Annotated in this window: 16 protein-coding genes; 9 read left to right on the plus strand and 7 right to left on the minus strand. The window is 39.4% G+C overall.

Going from position 1 to position 20,897, the window contains the following annotated elements:
• Window positions 1-65: 65 nt before the first annotated feature.
• Both LBYS_RS13635 and LBYS_RS13640 read left to right on the plus strand, forming a co-directional pair.
• Window positions 66-2,405 (plus strand): TonB-dependent receptor, encoded by a 2,340-nt coding sequence (locus LBYS_RS13635; RefSeq protein WP_013409428.1) that lies wholly within the window; start codon window positions 66-68, stop codon window positions 2,403-2,405.
• A 1-nt stretch (window position 2,406) separates the two neighbouring features.
• A complete protein-coding gene (locus LBYS_RS13640) occupies window positions 2,407-3,297 on the plus strand; it encodes a DUF4249 domain-containing protein (protein WP_013409429.1) in 891 nt (296 codons plus the stop codon).
• Here the strand turns inward: LBYS_RS13640 and LBYS_RS13645 are convergent.
• Complete coding sequence (locus LBYS_RS13645) at window positions 3,289-3,996, minus strand: 2-phosphosulfolactate phosphatase (protein WP_013409430.1); 708 nt, start codon at window positions 3,994-3,996, stop codon at window positions 3,289-3,291. The two genes, LBYS_RS13640 and LBYS_RS13645, sit on opposite strands and share 9 nt — an antisense overlap.
• A 36-nt stretch (window positions 3,997-4,032) precedes the next feature.
• On the minus strand, window positions 4,033-5,085 hold the full coding sequence (locus tag LBYS_RS13650; RefSeq protein ID WP_013409431.1) for a M20 family metallo-hydrolase: 1,053 nt from the start codon (window positions 5,083-5,085) through the stop codon (window positions 4,033-4,035).
• 75 nt (window positions 5,086-5,160) lie between these two features.
• Here LBYS_RS13650 and LBYS_RS13655 point away from each other — a divergent pair, with 75 nt between their 5' ends.
• From LBYS_RS13655 to LBYS_RS13665, 3 genes are all read left to right on the plus strand, one after another.
• Entirely contained in the window at window positions 5,161-5,544 is a 384-nt protein-coding gene (locus LBYS_RS13655) for a hypothetical protein (protein WP_013409432.1), read from the plus strand.
• Window positions 5,545-5,642: 98 nt separating this feature from the next.
• Window positions 5,643-8,126, plus strand: coding sequence for an alpha-L-arabinofuranosidase family protein (locus LBYS_RS13660; protein WP_013409433.1), 2,484 nt, complete (start codon window positions 5,643-5,645; stop codon window positions 8,124-8,126).
• Window positions 8,127-10,028 (plus strand): glycoside hydrolase family 43 protein, encoded by a 1,902-nt coding sequence (locus LBYS_RS13665; protein WP_013409434.1) that lies wholly within the window; start codon window positions 8,127-8,129, stop codon window positions 10,026-10,028.
• Between the two features lie 2 nt (window positions 10,029-10,030).
• Here the strand turns inward: LBYS_RS13665 and LBYS_RS13670 are convergent, their stop codons facing one another.
• Genes LBYS_RS13670 through LBYS_RS13680 form a run of 3 tightly spaced genes read right to left on the minus strand, consistent with a single transcriptional unit; the run spans window position 10,031 to window position 12,713 of the window.
• Window positions 10,031-10,669 (minus strand): NeuD/PglB/VioB family sugar acetyltransferase, encoded by a 639-nt coding sequence (locus tag LBYS_RS13670; protein ID WP_013409435.1) that lies wholly within the window; start codon window positions 10,667-10,669, stop codon window positions 10,031-10,033.
• 32 nt (window positions 10,670-10,701) lie between these two features.
• Window positions 10,702-11,835, minus strand: coding sequence for a methionine aminotransferase (locus tag LBYS_RS13675; protein WP_013409436.1), 1,134 nt, complete (start codon window positions 11,833-11,835; stop codon window positions 10,702-10,704).
• The gene (locus LBYS_RS13680; protein WP_013409437.1) at window positions 11,832-12,713 is read right to left on the minus strand and encodes an aldo/keto reductase; all 882 of its coding nucleotides are present in this window, start codon (window positions 12,711-12,713) and stop codon (window positions 11,832-11,834) included. Before LBYS_RS13680 ends, LBYS_RS13675 begins: the two co-directional genes overlap by 4 nt.
• 329 nt (window positions 12,714-13,042) lie before the next feature.
• On the opposite strand from LBYS_RS13680, the gene hemE reads away from it, so the two are divergent.
• Both hemE and LBYS_RS13690 read left to right on the plus strand, forming a co-directional pair.
• The gene (gene hemE, locus LBYS_RS13685) at window positions 13,043-14,062 is read left to right on the plus strand and encodes a uroporphyrinogen decarboxylase (RefSeq protein WP_013409438.1); all 1,020 of its coding nucleotides are present in this window, start codon (window positions 13,043-13,045) and stop codon (window positions 14,060-14,062) included.
• Between the two features lie 45 nt (window positions 14,063-14,107).
• Window positions 14,108-15,706: an OmpA family protein gene (locus LBYS_RS13690; protein WP_013409439.1), complete on the plus strand. Its 1,599-nt coding sequence runs from the start codon at window positions 14,108-14,110 to the stop codon at window positions 15,704-15,706.
• A 19-nt stretch (window positions 15,707-15,725) separates the two neighbouring features.
• Here LBYS_RS13690 and LBYS_RS13695 read toward each other — a convergent pair whose 3' ends face one another.
• Window positions 15,726-16,052, minus strand: coding sequence for a HesB/IscA family protein (locus tag LBYS_RS13695; protein WP_013409440.1), 327 nt, complete (start codon window positions 16,050-16,052; stop codon window positions 15,726-15,728).
• A gap of 54 nt (window positions 16,053-16,106) precedes the next feature.
• Entirely contained in the window at window positions 16,107-17,306 is a 1,200-nt protein-coding gene (locus tag LBYS_RS13700) for an exo-beta-N-acetylmuramidase NamZ family protein (RefSeq protein WP_013409441.1), read from the minus strand.
• A 95-nt stretch (window positions 17,307-17,401) separates the two neighbouring features.
• Between LBYS_RS13700 and LBYS_RS13705 the strand changes: the two genes are divergently transcribed.
• Window positions 17,402-18,223, plus strand: a complete 822-nt coding sequence (locus tag LBYS_RS13705) for a sterol desaturase family protein (protein WP_041824742.1) — start codon at window positions 17,402-17,404, stop codon at window positions 18,221-18,223.
• 99 nt (window positions 18,224-18,322) lie between these two features.
• A complete protein-coding gene (locus LBYS_RS13710; protein WP_013409443.1) occupies window positions 18,323-20,773 on the plus strand; it encodes a TonB-dependent receptor in 2,451 nt (816 codons plus the stop codon).
• Window positions 20,774-20,897: the final 124 nt, after the last annotated feature.

Raw genomic sequence — 20,897 nt, forward strand, 5'->3', positions numbered from 1 at the left:
AGGTTTGTAGCAGATTAAGAAACATTTAGTTACAAAAAACCGTTAAAGTCTAATATTGCCAACTTATGCGCTTTCTAGCACTACTTTTTTTATCATTACCTATTTACGCTCAATTTACTGTCAGTGGTACCATAAAGGACGAAGCTAACGGTGAAACTTTAATCGGTGTAAACATTTACGCCAAGGAACAAAAGACAGGAGTGAGTACAAACGTGTACGGATTTTATTCCTTAAGTCTTCCTGCGGGTACACATACCCTCATCGTTTCCTATGTAGGCTATCACAGTTTAGAAAAGGTGATTAATGTTAAGGAGGACCAAACATTAAATATTGAATTAAAAGACAAAGGGACAATCTTGCAAGAAGTGGTCATTCAAGCTGAAAAAGAGGATGCCAATGTCAAAAGCGTGTCCATGTCCGTCAACAAGGTGGAGATGCGGACCATCAAGAAAATGCCGGCCCTTTTAGGGGAAGTAGATCTGGTAAGAAGCATCCTGTACCTTCCAGGTGTGAGCTCCGTAGGCGAGGGATCTTCAGGGTTTAATGTACGAGGAGGAGCCATAGATCAAAATTTGGTCCTGCTTGATGAAGCACCTGTATATAATTCCTCTCATTTAATGGGCTTCTTCTCTATTTTTAACCCGGATGTGGTGAAGGATGTGAAGCTGATTAAAGGGGGCGTTCCTGCTCAATATGGAGGCAGAATCTCTTCCATTTTAGACGTTAGGATGAAGGAAGGAAACAACAAGAAAACTGAATTTACCGGGGGTATCGGAACTATCTTTTCACGGCTTGCCCTAGAAGGACCATTGAAGAAAAACAAAGGATCCTATATTGTGGCTTTAAGGAGATCATATATAGACATACTGGCCAAACCTTTCCTAAAAGATGATTTGAAAGATGTAAAATTCTATTTCTACGATTTTACGGCGAAGGCGAATTATCAGTTGGACGACAAAAACACCCTTTATCTTTCCGGATATTTTGGACGTGACCTGTTTGGAGCGGATTTTGGGTTTGATTGGGGCAATGCCACCACCACCCTCCGTTGGAATCATGTCTTCAATAGAAAACTGTTTTTGAATACTACATTGTTCTATTCAATGTATAAATATTCTTTAGATTCTGACCTTAAGAATACGAATAAAGAGGATGTTTTCCGCTGGAATTCTGACATTTTGAATTATAGTATCAAGCCTGATTTTACTTGGTATTTAAACAGTAAGAATACCATTTCATTTGGAGGGCAAAGCATACTTTATCATTTCAATCCTGGATCTGCTTTGATTGTGTCTAGTAGTGAAGGTAAGGACATTGGAATTGCGAAGAAGAAAGCCTTAGAATCTACATTATACTTAGGAAATGAGATGAAAATCTCTGATAATTTGACCATTAATGCGGGGATTAGATATTCAGATTACAGGTATTTTGGAAGTCCTCAGGCTTATGTTTTTGATGAAAATGGAACTCCTGGAGAAAGAAAGTCAGTCTTGGATACCCTTCATTATTCCGGAAATGAATTGATACAAAGATATGGCAATTGGGAGCCTCGTTTGTCTGCAAATCTCTCTTTGGGACCTAGAACATCTTTGAAGATTGGATACAATCATTTGGCTCAATATATCCACCTATTGTCTAATACAACAGCCTCCTCTCCATTAGATGTTTGGACCCCGAGTACGAACAATATCAAACCTCAGATTTCAGATCAGATTGCTTTGGGTCTATTTATGAATTTCAAAGACAATATGTATGAATCTTCAGTGGAAGTGTATTACAAAACCCTGCAGAATCAAATTGACTACATAAGAAATGCGGATTTACTCTTGAATCCATTAGTAGAAGGTGATTTAATGTATGGCAAAGGCCGTGCCTATGGAGCAGAGTTTTTTGTGAAGAAGAACAAAGGAAACCTTAACGGTTGGATCAGTTATACCCTTTCGAGAACGGAAAGAAAGGTGAACGGCTTAAACAATAACGATTGGTTCCTTAGTAGGATTGATAAGTTGCATAACTTATCCGTTGTGGCGATTTATGATATCTCCAAGCGTTGGAATATGGGAGCAACCTTTACTTATATGACAGGTACTCCTGCTAGTTTCCCTACTACAAAATACATTTGGCAAGGAATAGCTGTACCGCATAATTATTACGATGAAAGGAATATATATAGAATTCCTGCGAGTCATAGACTTGACTTATCTGCTACACTTAAAAACAAACACGCTCTCTTCAAAAAGGGAGAAAGTGAATGGGTGTTCTCCATTTATAATGTATATAACCGGAGAAATCCCTTCTCGGTGTACGTAAGACAAAACCCTGATGATCCGTCAAAAACTGAGGCTGTGAGGTATTCTGTGTTTGCCTCTATTTTACCATCTATTACTTATAATTTTAAATTCTGATATGAAAAAGCTAGTAGGAATATTAAGCTTATCCCTTTTCTTATGGAGTTGTGAAGATGTCATCGATTTAAAAGTGAAGGATGGCAAGGAGCAACTAGTAGTAGACGCATGGCTTACCGATGAGGCAGAGGAGCAAAGCGTAACTTTAACCTTGTCTCAACCTTATTTTGATAATGGTAAGCCTAAAGCAGCTTTAGATGCAGAAGTCTTATTGATTCGTGAAGACAGTACTATATACAGGTTTACAGATGAGAATCAAGACGGTGTGTATACTTTCCGTCCTAGAAATCGTAATTATTTAAGATTGAATGAGCGTGTAGCATTGTATGTCAAATACAAGGAGGAGGAATATTACGCAGTTTCCATGTTAAGGCGTGTGCCGCCTATTGACTCTCTGAAGTATCAGAGTTTTACTTTGCCGGTTAAGCCATCTGATGGACCCAAGTCTGGATTTTTAGCGCAGTTTTTCGCTACAGATTTTCCAGGGGAGGGAGATACTTATTTAGTCAGATCATTGAAAAATGATACACTAAGGACGAAGTCAAACGAATACACCCTCAGTTATGATGGAGGTCTTTCGCCGGGTAATAAGACTGACGGAATGGTCTTCTTACAACCTGTTCGTATGGGTATTAACTCTGGGTTATTTGTTCACAATGATAAGATAACCGTTGAACTTTTCTCTATTCCTTTGGATGCCTATTTCTTCTTGTCTCAATTGCAAACAGAAACAAACAATGGAGGAGTATTTGCTACTCCTTTAAGTAATGTGCCAGGGAATATCTATAATCTAAATCCTGATTCTAAGGAAAAAGCTTTAGGATGCTTTTTTGTTTCAAGAGTTAGTAGATATACGGCCTATATAGATCAAAATCAAGTAAAATCAGACTAATACTAACTCGTTCCCTCTTAGGATAGGAACGATATCATACAAGTCTTTCTGTAAACAGTAGGTGATGTCCTTGTTGATGCCTAGCCTTTGTAAACGTCTAATGTGAGATGAATTAGATAGATACAAAGGCATATTTTCTCTAGAGGCCTCATAGGCTCTCATAGCTAGGATAGCCGCGTCTTCTGCAACGAAATATTCGTCTCTTAATGCTTCTACTACAGCACCGGCAAAAAGGGTGTCTTCTAGGTTTGGACGGCCTTTCCACCCAGCGCAAAGGACTAGTACATCATAAGGTTGGGCTTTTAAGTAGTTTACTACGGCCTGAAGGTTAAGGAATGCCCCAACGATCACTTTTACTGCATTCTTCTTGCTCTTGGTGATGGAGAGTGTACCGTTAGTAGTGGTCATGGCTATTTTATTCCCCACTAATCTTTCGTCCATGAAACTGAATGGGGAATTGTCTAAGTCAAAACCCTCGACCTTTTCAGCATTTCTTTCAGCAGCTGCTATGTATCCTCTTTTTTGATATTCCGCGCATTCTTCAACAGATGCTACTGGGATAATGCTTTGTACACCATAAGCAAATCCGGTTACCATGCAGGAAGTAGCTCTGAAAATATCTGTAACTACCACAATGGAATTATTAATGTTGTGGTGATGTAGTAAATCAGGAGTTAAGCAAACGTCAATGTTCTTCATTGGGGGAAAAATTTCAGCAAAGGTAAAAAAAGCTTTTCAAAGCCTCAGGCCTTCCAGCAGTTCAATATATATACGGACACCTTCGAGGATTTCGGAGATATGTATGTATTCATCTGCAGTATGTGAGCGGGCAGAATCACCCGGTCCTATCTTGATACTGGTAAAGGGAATTAGTGCTTGATCTGATAAAGTAGGGGAGCCGTAGGTCCCTAGTCCCAATGCTATTCCTTTTTTTACAATGGGATGGTCCAAAGGAATGCCGGAAGGTTGCAGTCGGATAGATCTAGGAGTAACCTCAGATCTTACATTTTGTTTAATAATGTCCAAAGTTTCTTCTAAAGAATAGGCGTCAGTTGCCCTCACGTCCACCACAAAGGTGCAGACGTCCGGAACTACATTGTGTTGGGTGCCGGCCTGTATCTGAGTTACAGACATTTTTACCTTTCCCAGGGTTTCTGATAGCTTTGGGAATTCGAAGTCTTTGAACCACTGGACATCTTCTAGCGCTTTGTAGATGGCATTGATCCCTTCTTCTCTCGCGGCATGTCCGGCTTTACCAGTGGCTTTGCAGTCTAGCACCATTAAGCCTTTTTCTGCAATGGCCATTTGCATTAGGGTGGGTTCTCCAATTATGGCTAGTTCGCAGGGAGGCAAATATTTCAATAAATACTCTATTCCATCTTTTCCTGAGATCTCCTCTTCTGCAGAAATGGCAAAGATCAAGTTATAAGCCAAATCTTCTCTATGGTAGAAATGGAAAAACGTGGCAGCCAAAGATACTAAGGGACCTCCCGCATCATTGCTACCTAGCCCATACAATATATCCCCATGAATCTCGGGCTCGAAGGGGTTTTTAGTATATCCTGCATTGGGTTTAACGGTGTCATAATGTGAGTTTAGTAGGATACTTGGTTTCTGTGGATCAAAGAATTTGTTTTTGGTCCACAGATTATTTTTGACACGTTCAAAGGGGATGTTTTTTTCTTCAAACAAGTTGATAAATAACTGACAAACTCCATCTTCTTCTCTACTGAAGGAAGGAGTGGAAATCAGTTTCTGAAGAAATGCAACAGGTGAAAATTCTATCATCCGACAAAAATATAAAATCTTTTACAACCCTCCTTTCCATTTCTTAGTCTTAGTGCTAACTAAACAGCCAAGAAAATGAAAAAGTTACTATTCATCTTGTTCGTAGCGTGTACAGCCTGTGATTCTGGAGAGCCCGTAAAGCATGATGACCTTACCGGTACTTGGGAATGGGTAAAAACCACCGGAGGTTTTGCCGGAGTAAATGAAACACCTCAGGATGGTGAAGAGGTACTGCTTAAAATTCACGCTAATCTAACCTATGAGCGTTTCAGAAACGATTCTTTGGTTAAGAAAGGTACTTATGCCTTGTCTACAGGAAAATCCATGCTACTTCAGAAAGATGTGAAGTTTGTGACCTTTGATAATGGAGTTGAAACCTTCTACGAAGTAAAGGGCCAAGAGCTTAATCTGACTGAAGATGTTTATGACGGATTTAATTATGCCTATAAAAGGAAATAGCACACCATACACAACTTGAAAGCAGGACCCTGGTTCTGCTTTTTTTATTGGAATTTCTAGGTATAATGTGTATGTTTGACACATAATGTCAATTGCACATGAGAATAATACCTTTTTTTCTTCTAATTCTATCGGCATTTTCCGCAGTAGCTAAAATAGATTCACTTTATCTCTTTGCTTACGGAACAGCAAAGAATGACTATCATAATGGACTACATTATGCTTGGAGTCAGGATCAGGAAAACTGGATTCCCATAGGACCGGAATATAGCTTCTTGCGCTCTGACTATGGAAGGTGGGGTTCGCAAAAAAAGATGTATCATCCTTATTTGTTTAGAAGTGAAGGCGGCAACTGGCATTGTGTTTGGTCATTAAATGAGGAGGATGGTGCCATAGGTTTTGCCTCTTCAGCGGATCTAGTTTATTGGGGTAGGCAGTTTTACCCTGTATTATCACCAGGGAAAGCTATATCCAAACCTGTACTAGCATCAAAAGGGGTTTATTGGACTTCTAACGACCATAATCTCTATTTTTCAGAGGGATCTGCTCCACATTTTGGTGCAACTAAAAAAGTGGAGACTATTTTAGACCTACGCCAAGAGAGGACTGTTATGGGAATGAAGGAGTTGGGAACGGTTCATAAGATTTCAAGAGCGGAGTGGGAAAAGTTGGTGGACGCATTTAGAATAGCTGAGGCCAAAAGAGTACAAAACGAGGAACGCATAGGAGTGGCTTCTGACCGCTTTAAAGGTCCAATGAAGGTGAGTATCCATCCCGATTGGAATAAGGGAAAGGCTATTAGCGATATGTTAATAGGAGTCTTTTTTGAGGATATAAATTATGCTGCAGATGGGGGATTATATGCAGAATTGATTCAAAACAGAGATTTTGAATATCGCCCAAGTGATAAAGAGGATAGGGATCCTAGTTGGAACGCAAAAAAAGCCTGGAATGCAGATGGACTTACGTTTACTATAGACTCTGTACGTCCTATCCATAAAAATAATGCTCCCTATGCTAAGCTTGAGGTGAATAGAGTAGGCGGAAGGCTAATTAATGAGGGATTTGGAGGGATAGTTCTAAAAAAGGGAGAAAATTATCTCTTCAGCGCAAAAGTGAGGAGTTCCACAGCTGGAAGGGTGAAGGTAAGATTAGTGAATGAACAAGGGGATGTACTAGCAGAAGGAGTAAGTGAAAATGCAAATAAGGAGTGGAAAACCTTGAAGTTGACTCTAAGCGCCATAGAGAATTCAAGTAATGCAAGATTGGAGTTAATCCCTCAAAAAGCAGGCAGATGGGATTTAGATATGATTTCGCTGTTTCCTGAAAAGACGTTCAAGGGGCATGGGTTGAGGGAGGATTTGGCTCAGGCTATAGCAGATCTGAAACCAAAATTTGTAAGATTTCCCGGGGGATGCGTGGCTCACGGAGACGGGATCAACAATATTTATAGATGGGAAAATACTATAGGACCATGGGAAGAGAGGAAACCGCTAAGGAACCTTTGGGGCTATCACCAAACCATGGGTTTAGGCTATTTTGAATATTTCCAATTCTGTGAAGATATAGGGGCGGAGCCTGTTCCGGTGGTGGCTGCAGGGGTACCTTGCCAAAATTCAGCCCATCATGGGTGCGATATAGGGGGCCAACAAGGCGGAATACCTATGGAACACATGGATGAATATGTGCAGTCCATTTTGAACTTGATAGAATATGCCAATGGTGCTATTAATACACCTTATGGCAAGAAAAGAGCTGAAGCCGGACATCCGGAACCCTTTGGCTTGAAATATCTAGGTATAGGAAATGAAGATTTGATTACAGATATATTTGAAGAGCGTTTTCGTCTGATTTATAATGCTGTCAAAGCGAAGTATCCTGATATTATTTTGATAGGTACAGTGGGGCCATTTAATGAAGGTACGGATTATGTAGAAGGATGGAAGTTAGCTGATCAAATGAAATTAGAGATCGTAGATGAACATTATTACCAGACTCCGGGCTGGTATTTGAATAACCAACATTTCTATGATTCTTATGATAGAAAGGGAGCTAAAGTCTATCTGGGTGAATACGCTGCACATATTCCGGGTAGGCATAACAATCTGGAAACGGCATTAAGTGAAGCATTGCATTTGATTAATGTGGAGAGAAATGCTGATGTAGTGCATATGACTTCTTATGCTCCTTTGCTGGCAAAAGATGGATATACCCAGTGGAATCCGGATCTGATTTATTTCAATAATACAGAAGTGAAGCCTACTGTAGGGTATGAGGTTCAGAAGTTGTTCGGCCAAAATTCCGGTACAAAATATTATCCTTTAGCCATTAGTGGGGCATTTGATGTCAGAAAGCTTGCCGCCTCATTAGTTGCAGATCAAGATAATTTTATCCTGAAAGTTGTGAATTTACACCCTATTGAAGCAGATGTTGATTTGACTTGGATCAAACACGCCGAAGTAGAGAAAACTGTTTTGAGCGGGGATTTGGACGATAAAACAGTAAAACCTGTATCGAGTATTTCAGAGGTGCCTTCAAAGCTTGCACCTTATTCATTGACCATTCTAAAATTTAAAAAATAAATGAAAAGATTGCTTTTGTTGGGGTTAGTCGCCCTTATAAGTCTGCCTATTTCGGCACAGGAATATGTTTATGGACCGGCAGAGAAAGATTTTACGGGTTATTTGTTCGCTTACTTTACCGGCAATAAGGTTGAAGAGGAGGCCATACATTTTGCCATCAGTACAGATGGGTATAATTATAAGGCCTTGAACGGAAATAAGCCTATATTGGATTCTAAAATAATTAGTTCCACCGGAGGGGTCAGGGATCCTCATATACTAAGGGCTGAAGATGGGAAGACCTTTTATATGGTGGTTACAGATATGACTTCTTCGAAGGGTTGGGATTCAAACCGCGCTATGGTTTTATTGAAATCTAGTAATCTTTTGGATTGGACATCATCAGTCATCAATATTCAGAAGAAATACGCCGGTCAGGAGGATTTGAAAAGAGTTTGGGCTCCTCAAACAATTTATGATCCATTGGCAAAGAAATACATGGTTTATTGGTCCATGAAACATGGAGATGGTCCGGATATCATATATTATGCTTATGCGAATCCTGAATTCACTGATCTGGAAGGGGAACCAAAGGTTTTATTTCATCCTAAAAATGGGAAATCCTGTATTGATGGGGATATCGTGTATAAGAATGGGCTATTCTATATGTTCTATAAGACAGAAGGCCATGGAAACGGTATAAAATTAGCAATTACTGATGATCTTTCTTCCGGAAAGTGGATTGAGCAACCGGGCTATAAACAGCAAACCAGAGAAGCTGTTGAAGGATCCAGTACATTTCGATTGATCAATTCGGATACTTACATTCTGATGTATGATGTGTACATGAAAGGGAAGTATCAATTTACCCAAAGCAAAGACCTGGATAAATTTAAGGTAATTGATGAAGAGATTTCTATGGACTTTCATCCGCGACATGGGTCTATCATTCCTGTTACCACGAGAGAATTGAAAGCTCTAACTCAGAAGTGGGGATTGCCGGAAGGAATTAAATTAAGTGAAAGAGTAAATCCGGTGCTTGAAGGATTCTACGCTGATCCCGATGTTCTGTACTCAGAAAAAAACAAGAAGTATTATATATATCCTACCAGTGATGGATTTGACGGTTGGTCAGGATACTACTTCAAAACCTTCTCTTCCACAGATCTGAAGAATTGGAAAGATGAAGGTGTGATCTTAGATTTGAAAAAGGACGTTTCCTGGGCGGATAGAAATGCATGGGCTCCCTGCATTATTGAGAAGAAAGTAAAAGGGAAATACAAGTATTATTATTATTTCACAGCAGCTCAGAAAATTGGGGTAGCAGTCTCAGATGAACCTACTGGTCCATTTGTTGATTCCGGCAAGCCATTGATCGACTTCAGACCTGAAGGGGTTAAAGGTGGGCAGGAGATAGATCCTGATGTTTTTATGGATCCGAAAACCGGTAAATCTTATTTGTACTGGGGCAATGGTTACTTAGCAGTGGCTGAACTTAATGAAGATATGATTTCCATTAAGAAGAACACCATAAAACTTATGACTCCGGACAATACATTCCGAGAAGGTGTTTATGTATTTTATAGAAATGGGCTGTATTATTTCTTATGGTCAGAAGATGATACCAGGAGTGAAAACTATAGAGTAAGGTATGCTACTTCTACTTCTCCGACTGGTCCTTTGAATATTCCAAAAGACAATTTAATACTACAGAAAGACCCTTCTTTGGGGATATATGGAACAGGACATAATTCCGTGTTGCAGATTCCGAATAAGGACGAGTGGTATGTAGTTTACCACAGATTCAGTAAGCCTATAGGAATTACAATGGGTGATGCCGCAGGATTTCACCGTGAAATAGCGATTGATAGAATGGAATTTAACGATGACGGATCCATTAAACCCGTCATCGTAAAAGATTAATATTATTTATCAATAGGGAGGGCAGGATTTCCAAAAACGGTCTTGCCCTCTTTTATGTCTTCAATTACAACAGAACCGGCACCGATTCTCGCGTTCTTACCTATTTTTACTCCGGAAACAATAATAGCGCCTGATCCAATAAAGGCCCCATCACCTATTTCAGCTTCCGAGTTAATTACTGCGCCTGCGCCGATTTCTACAAATTCACCTATTTGTGCTCCGGAGTCAACTATCGCTCCCGATAATAGGACCGAATGATTTCCAATCTTTGCCCAAGGGTTAACTATGGCGCCTGCGGCTATAAGGATTCCATTCCCAACTATGGCATCTTCAGCAACTACAGCTTTATTATGAATGGCATTAACCGGCATGCTTTTGCGCTTGTCTACTAGTAGTTTTACCATTTTTTCCTTTGCTGTTTTATGCTCAATGGCCACAAAGGCTTCCGTTTTGTTTCCAATGATATTGAGGAATTTATCGTCTTGAAGCTCACCTAATACCAATACTTCGGATATTTCTGTATTATAAAGTTTAGTGTCATCATCCAGAAAACCATATACTAAAACATCATTTCCTGAAAATATATCCAGGGCAAGCTTGCCCACTTTCCCAGCCCCTAGAATTAAAACCGGATTGTTCATATGCTTAATTTTTTTACAAAAGTAACACCGTTTTAAAGAAAGAGGTGAGCTTGATTTAATCTTTGCACGGCTTCAGTTAGAATCTCGTCTTCTTTGGCTAGGCAGAATCGGAGTACTTTATGGTCTGTTCCATCTTGATAAAAGACAGAGATGGGAATAGAGGCAATTTTAGCTTTTCTGGTTAATATCTCGCTGATTTCTGTGTCACAAAGGGAAGTAGGCGTTTTGAAAACCAGATTCTGAAAAAATGTTCCTTGTGAAGGTAAGATGCCAAATAGATTTTGGTCTATTTTATTTAGGAATACTTCTCGTTTGGCTTCATAAAATTTGCTTAGCGTCAAGTGGCTATCCGATTCTGAGATGTAGTCGGCAAGAGCATATTGTGCAGCTGTGAAGTTGCAAAAGGTGATGTATTGATGGATCTTTCTTAATTCTTCCGTAAGACGGGGTGGAGCTAAGCAATATCCTGTTTTCCAGCCTGTAATGTGGTAGGTTTTAGCGAATGAGCTGCAGACAAAAGTTCTTTCTCTTAGTTGAGGGTATTTTGCCAGAGATAGGTGTTTATGCTCGTCAAATGTGATGTATTCATACACCTCATCTGAAATGAAGATGATTTCAGGATGCTTTTCTGCAATGTGAATCAATGCCTTTAGGTCTTCTTCTTGTAAAACCTTACCGGTAGGGTTATGCGGGGTATTGATTAATATAACTTTAGTTTTTCCGGTGATGCTTTTTTCTACAAAATCCCAGTCGATCTTGTACTCCGGGAAATTCATCTTGATAAATTTTGGAATCCCTCCTTGTAATAGAATGGCAGGCACATATAGGTCATAGCAAGGTTCGAAGACAATGACTTCATCTCCCGGGTTTACACTTGCTGTTATGGCACAAAACAAGGCTTCTGATGCTCCTGTTGTGACCGTTATTTCTTTTTCGGGATGGTAGCCGTATCTATGGGATAGAGCGGAGCGTAATTCCGGTATTCCGGAGGTAGGAGCATACTGATGTTTGCCGTTTTGAATATGTTTTTGAAGGTAGGCAACTAACTTTTCATCCGGATAAAAGCTAGGGAAGCCTTGAGATAGATTGATGGCTTGAACTTCATTGGCCATAGCCGTCATTTTGGTGAAGATGCTATGGCCAATCTGTGGAAGTTTTGATATCATTTTCTTTGCTTACTTACTAAACTAAAAAGTTTGTACCATTGTGCATGGGTCAGTGAAATGTTAGTGGCTGCAGCTACATTTTGGATTCGCGCAGGGTTAGGAGATCCTATGATAGGTAGCATGCCCAGATTCAATAACCATGCCACTGCAATTTGTTCTACGTTTGATTGATGTTCGTTTGCTATCTCTGTTAAAGCGTCACGTAGTACTACACTATCTAATGTGGTGCCTTCTAATATATCTCCTCCCGCTAATGGGGCCCAAACCAATGGTTTTCCGAAGGACTCTTTGATTTCATCTAATCTGCCATCAAAAATAGCTTCAGGGTTGAGGATGTTGAATTTCAGATGGTTTGTTACTATAGGTAAATCCAATACAGATTTTAATAGTCTGTATTGTGAAGAGGAGAAATTTGCAACACCTATATGTTTCACCACTCCACTGTGTACCAGATAATCCAGAGTGCCGGCTATTTCTTCAATGTCTGTTATATAATCAAGCCCATCTAATAGCAAGATGTCCAGGTATTGCTTTCCAGATTTTTGCAAAAAAGTATCTAATTGACGAATAAGCGCAGTTCGCGACTGATCAATGATTTCATAGCCTTCTGGACTGATTTCTTTACCTAATCTAGCTAAAGTTACTAGGTCTTTTCGGTCAAAATCGTTCTTTGCCAGGGTATCAAAAAATACTTTATGTATTCTCTCGTTCTTGCCGGCCGCAGAGAACTCAAACGTGGTAATTCCTAGGTCAAGACATAATTTGAAGACCTTTTCTGCCTCTTCTTCATGGAAATCTACCATTTCCTCCCAACGCCACAGGGAGTACAATGCCTTGGATACTTTCGGTCCTGAATCACTCAAATATATCTTTTCCATTACTCTAAAATTTTACTAAAATTATAAAAAAAACGCCACGAATCTCAGCCGTGACGTCTTTCCACCAATTAAAGTTTTAGTCCATCGAATAAAATTGCAATAATGTTATAGGCCTTTCGGCCGCCTTATTTTCTAATTAAAGGTTTAATGACGAGGAACTATCCCGTTCATTTACAATTCAAATGTCACTATTTAGTTTAGTCTACCAAAATTATAGACTAAAAATTTTATTCACTTAATGAAATAGTTAAAGAAATTCTTAAAAATGTAAAATTTCTACTGCGGTATTTCCCCCTTCGGGCTTGGGAAAGTTTTTGTAATTTTGCAAAATGGAACTACAAAATGATTTGCTGCTTAGGGCAGCCAGAGGAGAAAAAACAGAAAGAGTGCCGGTTTGGATGATGCGTCAAGCTGGTAGAATCCTAAAAGAGTATAGAGAAGTAAGGGCGAAAGCCGGAAGTTTCATAGCTCTAGCTACTACTCCTGAACTTGCTGCAGAAGTAACATTGCAGCCCGTGGATATTTTAGGAGTGGATGCAGCCATTATCTTCTCTGATATTTTAGTAGTTCCTGAGGCCATGGGACTTCCGTATGAAATGGTGGAAGCTAAAGGACCCTATTTTCCAAAAACTGTGAAGACGAAAGAGGATATTGATTTATTGGTCACCACAGAAATGGAAGACAGACTATCTTATGTCTATGAATCCATGGATATTGTAAAAAGAGAGCTTGGAGGAAGAGTACCTTTGATTGGATTTGCAGGTGCTCCTTTTACCATATTTTGCTACATGATTGAAGGCCAAGGTTCTAAGACTTTTTCCAAAGCAAAAAAGGTACTTTACAGTGATCCAGAATTTGCCCATACCTTATTAAATAAGATTACCGAAGCTACTATTTCCTATTTAAAAGGAAAGGTGAAGCACGGTGCGGATTTACTTCAAATCTTTGACTCCTGGGCCGGAGTTTTATCGCCTGCCCAGTATTCGGCCTTTTCTATTCCTTACTTGAAGAGAATTTCAGATGCATTTCCCGAAGTTCCGGTTACTTTATTCTCAAAAGGTGCATTTTTTGCTAGGAAAGACTTGGGCGAATTATCTTGTGATGTTGTAGGATTAGATTGGAACATGGACATCCGGGAGTCCAGGGAGCTTATTCCAAATAAGACTTTGCAAGGAAACCTAGATCCATGTGTGCTTTATAGCCCTTTCTCGGAGGTAGAAAAGCAAACGAAAACCATGGTTCAAGCCTTTGGCAAAGAAAGATATATTGCTAACCTGGGGCATGGAGTGTATCCTGACACAGACCCGGAAAAGGTTAAATGCTTTATTGAGACGGTGAAAGCTTGTTAAAATTTTTGAACCCTCTGTCCGTTTTCATGTAATAAACCATATGTGATGAAGAGATATCTTGTATTCTTTTTGCTTCCGTTTTCCCTCTTAGCTCAGAAGGCAGAGCCTTTGGGAACAGCCGTGAATTCAGAATACAATGAACTACACCCTCTGATAAGTGCAGATGGTAAGACTCTTTTTTTTGTCAGGGCAGGGCATCCTTCTAATACCAAAGGGAAAGAACATTCGAACGATATTTGGTATACAGAAAAAGGTAAAGATGGAAAGTGGGTGAGTGCTAAGCGCATGCCCCGTCAGTTAAATAGAGATAGGTATAACGATCTATTTTATATCTCTCCAGATGGAAATACAGCTATTATTAGAGGAGAATACGAGAAGGGGGTAATAAATATGGATAAAGTGGGGCTTTCTATCATCAAGAAGAAAGGTTCTGTATGGCAGAATCCTGAAGCCCTTAAAATTCCCGGCTTAAGCAAGAAGGTGAAAGGACCGATACTCACGGCTACTATGAGTAATAATGGTAAAGTGATTATCTTGTCTTTTAGTGAAAAGAAGGGAGGAGGGGATGATGATCTGTATGTGACCCTTATGGATAAACAAGGCAACTGGTCTGAATTAAAAAGCCTGGGCAAAGATATCAATACCGGAGATGTGGAATGTTCACCCTATCTCAGTGCAGATAACTCCACCTTATATTTTGCTTCCAATAGAAAAGGAGGCGAAGGAGGATATGATATTTGGATGAGTAGGAGAAGAGGAAAGGGATGGTTCTCCTGGACTAAACCTGTGAACCTGGGGCCACATATCAATAGTAAGGAAGATGAAATGTATTATACCATGGAGTCTTCCGGGGAATATGCCTACTTTGCTTCAAAAAATAACTCCATGGGGAAATATGATCTATTTCGTATACGAGTGGAGGATTTGACGCAAGAATCTACACCAAACGAAGGGGTGCTACAAGCAACTACCTTAGCTGAAGAGAGGAAAGAAGAAGAACAGCCTATCGTCCCTACAAAAGTAGCTATAATTAGTGGGAAGGTTACTGATCTGACTACTGGAAAGCCTATTGAAGTTAGAATCATCTATGAAGATATGGAGGATGGAGAAGAATTAGGTGTGGCTACTTCTGATCCTATAACCGGTGAATATAAGATTGTATTACCCTATGGAAAGAGATACTCCATTCGACCTGAATCAGATAATCTACTTGGGGTTTCAAAAAGTATAGACTTGACCATTCCCGGACAATATAAAGAGATCACGGGGCAAGATTTAGAAACAGCTCCTATCAAGGCAGGGACAGCTATAACTCTTAATAATGTATTCTTTGAGTTTGCGAAGGCAACTTTAGAAAAAGAATCATTCCTGGAATTAGACCGACTGATAGCATTGCTTGTCAAAAATCCTAACATGGCCATAGAAGTTCAAGGACATACGGATAATGTAGGTTCTGATAATGCAAACATGCGATTATCCCAGCAGAGAGCAGATGCAGTTAAGGCGTATTTTGTAGAGAAAGGTATTGCAACGGATAGAATTACCAGTACGGGATTTGGAGAAAGTAGACCTGTGGCCTCAAATGAAACTACAGAAGGTCAGGCTAAAAACCGTAGGGTGGAGTTTGTGATCTTAAGGAAATAAAAAAACCGGGTTACCCCGGTTATACTGAAAAGCTTTCTCCGCAGCCACAAGTTCGAGTGGCGTTGGGGTTCTTAAAATGAAATCCTTTTCCATTTAGGCCATCACTAAAGTCTAGTTCTGTGCCCATTAAATAAAGAAGGCTCTTCTTATCTACGAAGATCTTGATGCCTTTGTCTTCAAAAATATGGTCTGTAGGCTGTTGTTCAGCATCAAAGGCCAAGTTATACATCAATCCGGAACATCCTCCACCTTCTACGGCGACACGGATGCCATGGTTGTCATTTTTTCCCTCTTTTTCTCTCAGTTCAAAGATCTTTTCCTTAGCTATATCTGATACTGTGACCATGATTAAATTTAATTTTCTGCTATATAATAACGGAATTTTTTATGCCGGAGTTCATTAAGGATAAAGCAGATACTTCTTTCTCATTTCCTTATACTGAGATAGGCCAGGCTCCCAAGAAGCTCTAATTTCTTCCGCCGTAGCTCCGGATTCAATTTGTTTTCTGAATTCGTAAACACCTGCTAGGTAATCAATATTTCCCATTTGCTTGCTTTGGGACCTGTCAAAGAACTTATCTTTTGCCGGATATGCCTTATAAAGTTCTATCATCCATTCAATCTGAATTCTTCCCGTTTTACGGAAATGGGCTGTATCAAACTCTCTAAGATCTAATCCGTAACAAGCTTGATCCTGATGAAGAGGAGTTTCCGCCATTCCTTTGATGCTTTTAGGGGTGAATTGGAAGTCGTACTTTCCTTTTAACAAAGGCGCTCCTAAGATGGTGAATGGAGTTAAGGTCCCTCTGCCTTGGCTAATAATGGTGCCTTCGAAAAGACATAATGTTGGATATAATAAGATACTTTGAGGAGTATTTAAGTTAGGAGAAGGCTTAACGGGAAGCTCATAATGCATGTCATGATGGTAGTTTTGTACAGGAATTATGGTAATGTCCGTTTTCATTCCTCCCGGTAGCCATCCTTCACCGTTGATCATTTGAGCAAATTCTCCTATAGTCATTCCATGAGTCATAGGGATAGGGAATTGTCCTATACCTGACTTTAATCTCATATCTAAGATAGGACCATCTATGATATATCCATTAGGATTTGGTCGGTCTAAGATGAGCATAGGTTTTTTGTGCTCCGCACAAGCTTCCATTACATCTCTTAATACATTAATGTAGGTGTAAAATCTACATCCCACGTCCTGAATATCAAAGATCATAATATCCAAATCCTTCAAGTCTTCTTCTGAAGGTTTTCTTTTTTTGCCGTATAGAGAAATGATCTTAATTCCGGTTGCTTCATCGATTTCGTCGCCCACTTTGATTCCCGCACTAGCATTACCTCTGAACCCGTGTTCCGGCCCAAATGCTTTTTTAATCTGTATGCCTCTCTGAATAAGGGTGTCTACTAAATGCCTGTCCCCTACGATGGAGGTCGGGTTTGCTAAAATACCTACTCGTTTACCTTCAAGTAGAGAGAGGTATTTGTCCATTTGTTCTGCTCCTGTAGTGATGGTCTGTGCTTTTGCACAGCTGATTAGCCCAAATAATAAGGGCAGTAGTAATAAAATTGAAAATGGGCGCTTACGCATGTTAATTTAATATGTAAATGTTCGGTAAAATTACTTAATAATTATGGAAGAAAATTGTGTTTTGCTTAGTAAAAATATTATTTTTGGAGGTTATGATAGAGAACATTAGAGACTACTTTGCAGCCATACCCAGCCTACATAGATCCATTATTTTGGTAGGAGGCATAGGTTTTTTTTGGATGTTGGAATATATCATTCCTCTATTCCAACATAGATATCACAAGGTTAAACATGCCGGGTTCAATCTGTTTTTTACTTTGACTACGATAATAGTCAACTTTTCTCTGGCCTTCGTCTTACTGAAGGCGAGCGACTGGGCAGTTCAAAATCAATTTGGAATCATCAATTGGTTGCCTGAAATGCCATTGTGGGTATATGGATTAGTAGGATTGTTACTGCTGGATTTAATTGGAGCCTATTTCGTACATTGGTTAGAACATCAAGTAAAATGGATGTGGATGTTTCATTTGATTCATCATAGTGATTTGCATGTGGATACTACCACTGCTAACAGGCATCATCCGGGGGAGAGTGTTTTTCGACTAGTATTTACCGTTGTGGCAGTAGTGCTCACAGGTGCACCTATGTGGCTAGTGTTCCTTTACCAGTCTCTTTCCGTAGTTCTTTCTCAGTTTAATCATGCTAATATCCGTCTCCCTGAAAAGCTGGACAAGGTTTTAAGTTACATCATCGTAACTCCAGACATGCACCATACCCATCACCACTATGTGTTGCCCTACACTGATTCCAATTACGGGAATATATTTTCCATATGGGACAGGTTATTTGGGACCTTTTCTTATTTGAAAAGAGAAGAATTGGTGTATGGTGTGGACACGTGTATGGATCCTGAGGAGAATCAGCATATTGGTGCTATGTTAAAGATACCTTTTGGCTTCTACAGGAGGTCATCCTAAAATTTTAGCTGTCATCATTTGAGTTTACCGCTCGTGTAGATCCGGTTTAAGTGTAGCTTTTTTATTCCCAAATTTGAATTGAAAAAGCTATTACTTATAATGAAAACTATTCTTTTAACACTCTTAGTGTGCCTAAGTGCTGTGGCACAAAATGTACGTACAGTATCCGGTAAAATTTACGATGAAAAGGGGGAAACTCTCCCGTTCGTTAATGTTTTGCTATTTAAATCAAATGGTACATCATTCTACAAGGCCGTAACTTCTGATGAAGACGGAGGTTTTGTGTTTGATCAGGTAGATAATGACTCCTATTATGTAAAGGTCACTTCCGTGGGTTTCATGGAATGGCAAAGTGAGGTCTTTGAAATCAAAAATCAAAGTTTCGAGTTAGGTAAAATTGTGTTAGCTGAAAATGCCAAAATGTTAGAGGCAGTTCAGGTCAGAGGCAAAAAGCCTTTCGTTGAGCAACATATCGATAAGATGGTGCTGAATGTGGAAAATAGCATTGTCAGCAGCGGAAGTACTGCTCTTGAAATACTAGAAAAAGCTCCGGGTGTAACTGTGGATAGACAAAATGATCAAATCAAGATCAAAAATAAGACAGGTGTGGTAGTGATGATTGATGGTAAGATTACCTATATGTCAGAAGAGGCTCTTGCTCAATACTTGAATAATTTGACTTCTGACCAAATAGAGTCAATAGAAATAATAACTCAACCTTCTTCAAAATATGAGGCCGCTGGTAACTCGGGTGTTATTAATATCAAACTGAAAAAGAACAAGAATTTTGGAACCAATGGCTCTGTAAGTGCTAGTGCCGCATCCGGATGGTTGCCGGATTCAGACCCAGATCTGTTCAGGGGTAACCTAAATCTTAACCTAAACCATAGAAATAAGAAGTGGAATTTGTTTGGCAACGGGAATATTGGCAGATCCAGATTCTATAGTGACAATGACATCAAGAGAACTACCACCTATGCAGGGGTAACTACTGAATTTGATCAACATGCAGAGCGTGTTGGTGGAGGTAAATTCTACTCCATCAGAGGAGGGGCTGACTATCTATTAAGTGATAGGACTACACTAGGTGTCCAAGGTGATTTTAATGGATGGGACGGATTCATGGTAGGAGATGGTTTAACAAAGATGAGAGAGATACGTGGGGGAGAAGCGTTTAACAGCTACTTGTTGCCTACCTCTGAGCGTGATATGTTTAACGCCAACTTTTCCGGTAACTTTAACCTTCGCCATAAAATGAGAAAGGCGGGTGGAGAAATTAGTTTCGACTTAGATTATAGTGGATTTAGGGCTGATTCAAAACAAGAATTAAAGAATGAATATTATAGTGTTTATTCTAAGGCAGACTCTGTGACACGTCAATATATGGTTCAACCTACAGATATCGATTTGTATTCTGCCAAATTAGACTTCGTGTATCCTGCGAATGAAAATCTAAAATACGAATGGGGGCTTAAGTCGAGTTTTGTAGATACAGATAATAATTTCAAATATCAAAACTGGGTTTTGGGTAATTGGGAAACCGATTTAAATAGGACAAATCACTTTGTGTACAAAGAGTATATCAATGCGGGGTATGTAAATGCTTCATATAAATGGAAGAACTGGTATTTTCAAGGCGGTTTAAGGTTAGAACATACCATCTCAGACGGGGAATCTTTCACCACTAAAGAAAGAAATAAGAGAGATTATTTGAATCTTTTTCCTACTCTTTTTGTGCAGCAAAAATTAAATGACAATAATTCTTTGAAATATTCTTACAGTAGAAGAATTGATAGACCTAACTATCAGCAGTTGAATCCATTTATGTTCATCTTGGATCCGTACACATACATAGTTGGAAATCCTTTCTTAAAACCTCAGTTTACGGATTCCTATGAATTTACCTATACCTTTAAAGATCAGTATAGTGCAGGTCTGTCATTCTCTGATACTAAAGGTCTGATATTCCAAGTGTTGGAGCAAGATGATGCTACAAAAACTACATATCAAACGAATAGTAACTTAAAAGGAACTCAGAACTACTCAGTTAACTTCTCTGCTCCTTATGCTATTACCAAATGGTGGAATTCTCAAAACAGTTTGAATGTGTTCTATCAGCACTACAAGGATGCAGATGTGGCAGGTGCTTCTTTAAATAAGGGTAAGGTAGCTTATAACTTCAATACTAATCACAGTTTCTTGTTGCCTAAGAATTGGTCGGCCGAGTTAAGTATGTGGTTTAACTCCCCTGCTTTATACGGCATTATTGAGGTAGATAAGCCACAATATGCGGTTAATGGTGGAATTCAGAAATCATTCCCGCAAAAGAATTCTAAGTTGAAGTTAAGTTTCTCAGACTTGTTCCTGACATCGTTCTTTGGTGGAAAGATTAACTATGCCAATATGAATGTAGATTTAGGCAACCGTTGGACATCAAGAAGGATATCCTTGACTTATACTTGGAATTTTGGAAATCAGAATGTCAAGGTTTCCAGGAGATCAACAGGAAATGATGACCTGAAGCGTAGAGCAGCTTCAGACGCTCAATAAAATTAAGAGCCTCAGGAACTTTGGACTGAGGCTCTTTCGTTTTTCTAATGGTTAGATTCTTTGAAGAATCCAACTTTCCTTTTTCAGTATAATATTGAATACTGAGGCCTCTATTAAAATATGA

It is taken from the genome of Leadbetterella byssophila DSM 17132 (assembly GCF_000166395.1).
GTDB classification, from domain to species: Bacteria; Bacteroidota; Bacteroidia; order Cytophagales; family Spirosomataceae; genus Leadbetterella; species Leadbetterella byssophila.

Bases quoted from the DNA above. Each gene is read 5' to 3' on its own strand.
- hemE (WP_013409438.1), top strand. From the start codon at position 13,043: ATGGAACTACAAAATGATTTGCTGCTTAGGGCAGCCAGAGGAGAAAAA.
- LBYS_RS13680 (WP_013409437.1), bottom strand. From the start codon at position 12,713: ATGGAAAAGATATATTTGAGTGATTCAGGACCGAAAGTATCCAAGGCA.
- LBYS_RS13675 (WP_013409436.1), bottom strand. From the start codon at position 11,835: ATGATATCAAAACTTCCACAGATTGGCCATAGCATCTTCACCAAAATG.
- LBYS_RS13655 (WP_013409432.1), top strand. From the start codon at position 5,161: ATGAAAAAGTTACTATTCATCTTGTTCGTAGCGTGTACAGCCTGTGAT.
- LBYS_RS13695 (WP_013409440.1), bottom strand. From the start codon at position 16,052: ATGGTCACAGTATCAGATATAGCTAAGGAAAAGATCTTTGAACTGAGA.
- LBYS_RS13670 (WP_013409435.1), bottom strand. From the start codon at position 10,669: ATGAACAATCCGGTTTTAATTCTAGGGGCTGGGAAAGTGGGCAAGCTT.
- LBYS_RS13660 (WP_013409433.1), top strand. From the start codon at position 5,643: ATGAGAATAATACCTTTTTTTCTTCTAATTCTATCGGCATTTTCCGCA.
- LBYS_RS13690 (WP_013409439.1), top strand. From the start codon at position 14,108: ATGAAGAGATATCTTGTATTCTTTTTGCTTCCGTTTTCCCTCTTAGCT.
- LBYS_RS13665 (WP_013409434.1), top strand. From the start codon at position 8,127: ATGAAAAGATTGCTTTTGTTGGGGTTAGTCGCCCTTATAAGTCTGCCT.
- LBYS_RS13645 (WP_013409430.1), bottom strand. From the start codon at position 3,996: ATGAAGAACATTGACGTTTGCTTAACTCCTGATTTACTACATCACCAC.
- LBYS_RS13640 (WP_013409429.1), top strand. From the start codon at position 2,407: ATGAAAAAGCTAGTAGGAATATTAAGCTTATCCCTTTTCTTATGGAGT.
- LBYS_RS13710 (WP_013409443.1), top strand. From the start codon at position 18,323: ATGAAAACTATTCTTTTAACACTCTTAGTGTGCCTAAGTGCTGTGGCA.
- LBYS_RS13650 (WP_013409431.1), bottom strand. From the start codon at position 5,085: ATGATAGAATTTTCACCTGTTGCATTTCTTCAGAAACTGATTTCCACT.
- LBYS_RS13635 (WP_013409428.1), top strand. From the start codon at position 66: ATGCGCTTTCTAGCACTACTTTTTTTATCATTACCTATTTACGCTCAA.
- LBYS_RS13700 (WP_013409441.1), bottom strand. From the start codon at position 17,306: ATGCGTAAGCGCCCATTTTCAATTTTATTACTACTGCCCTTATTATTT.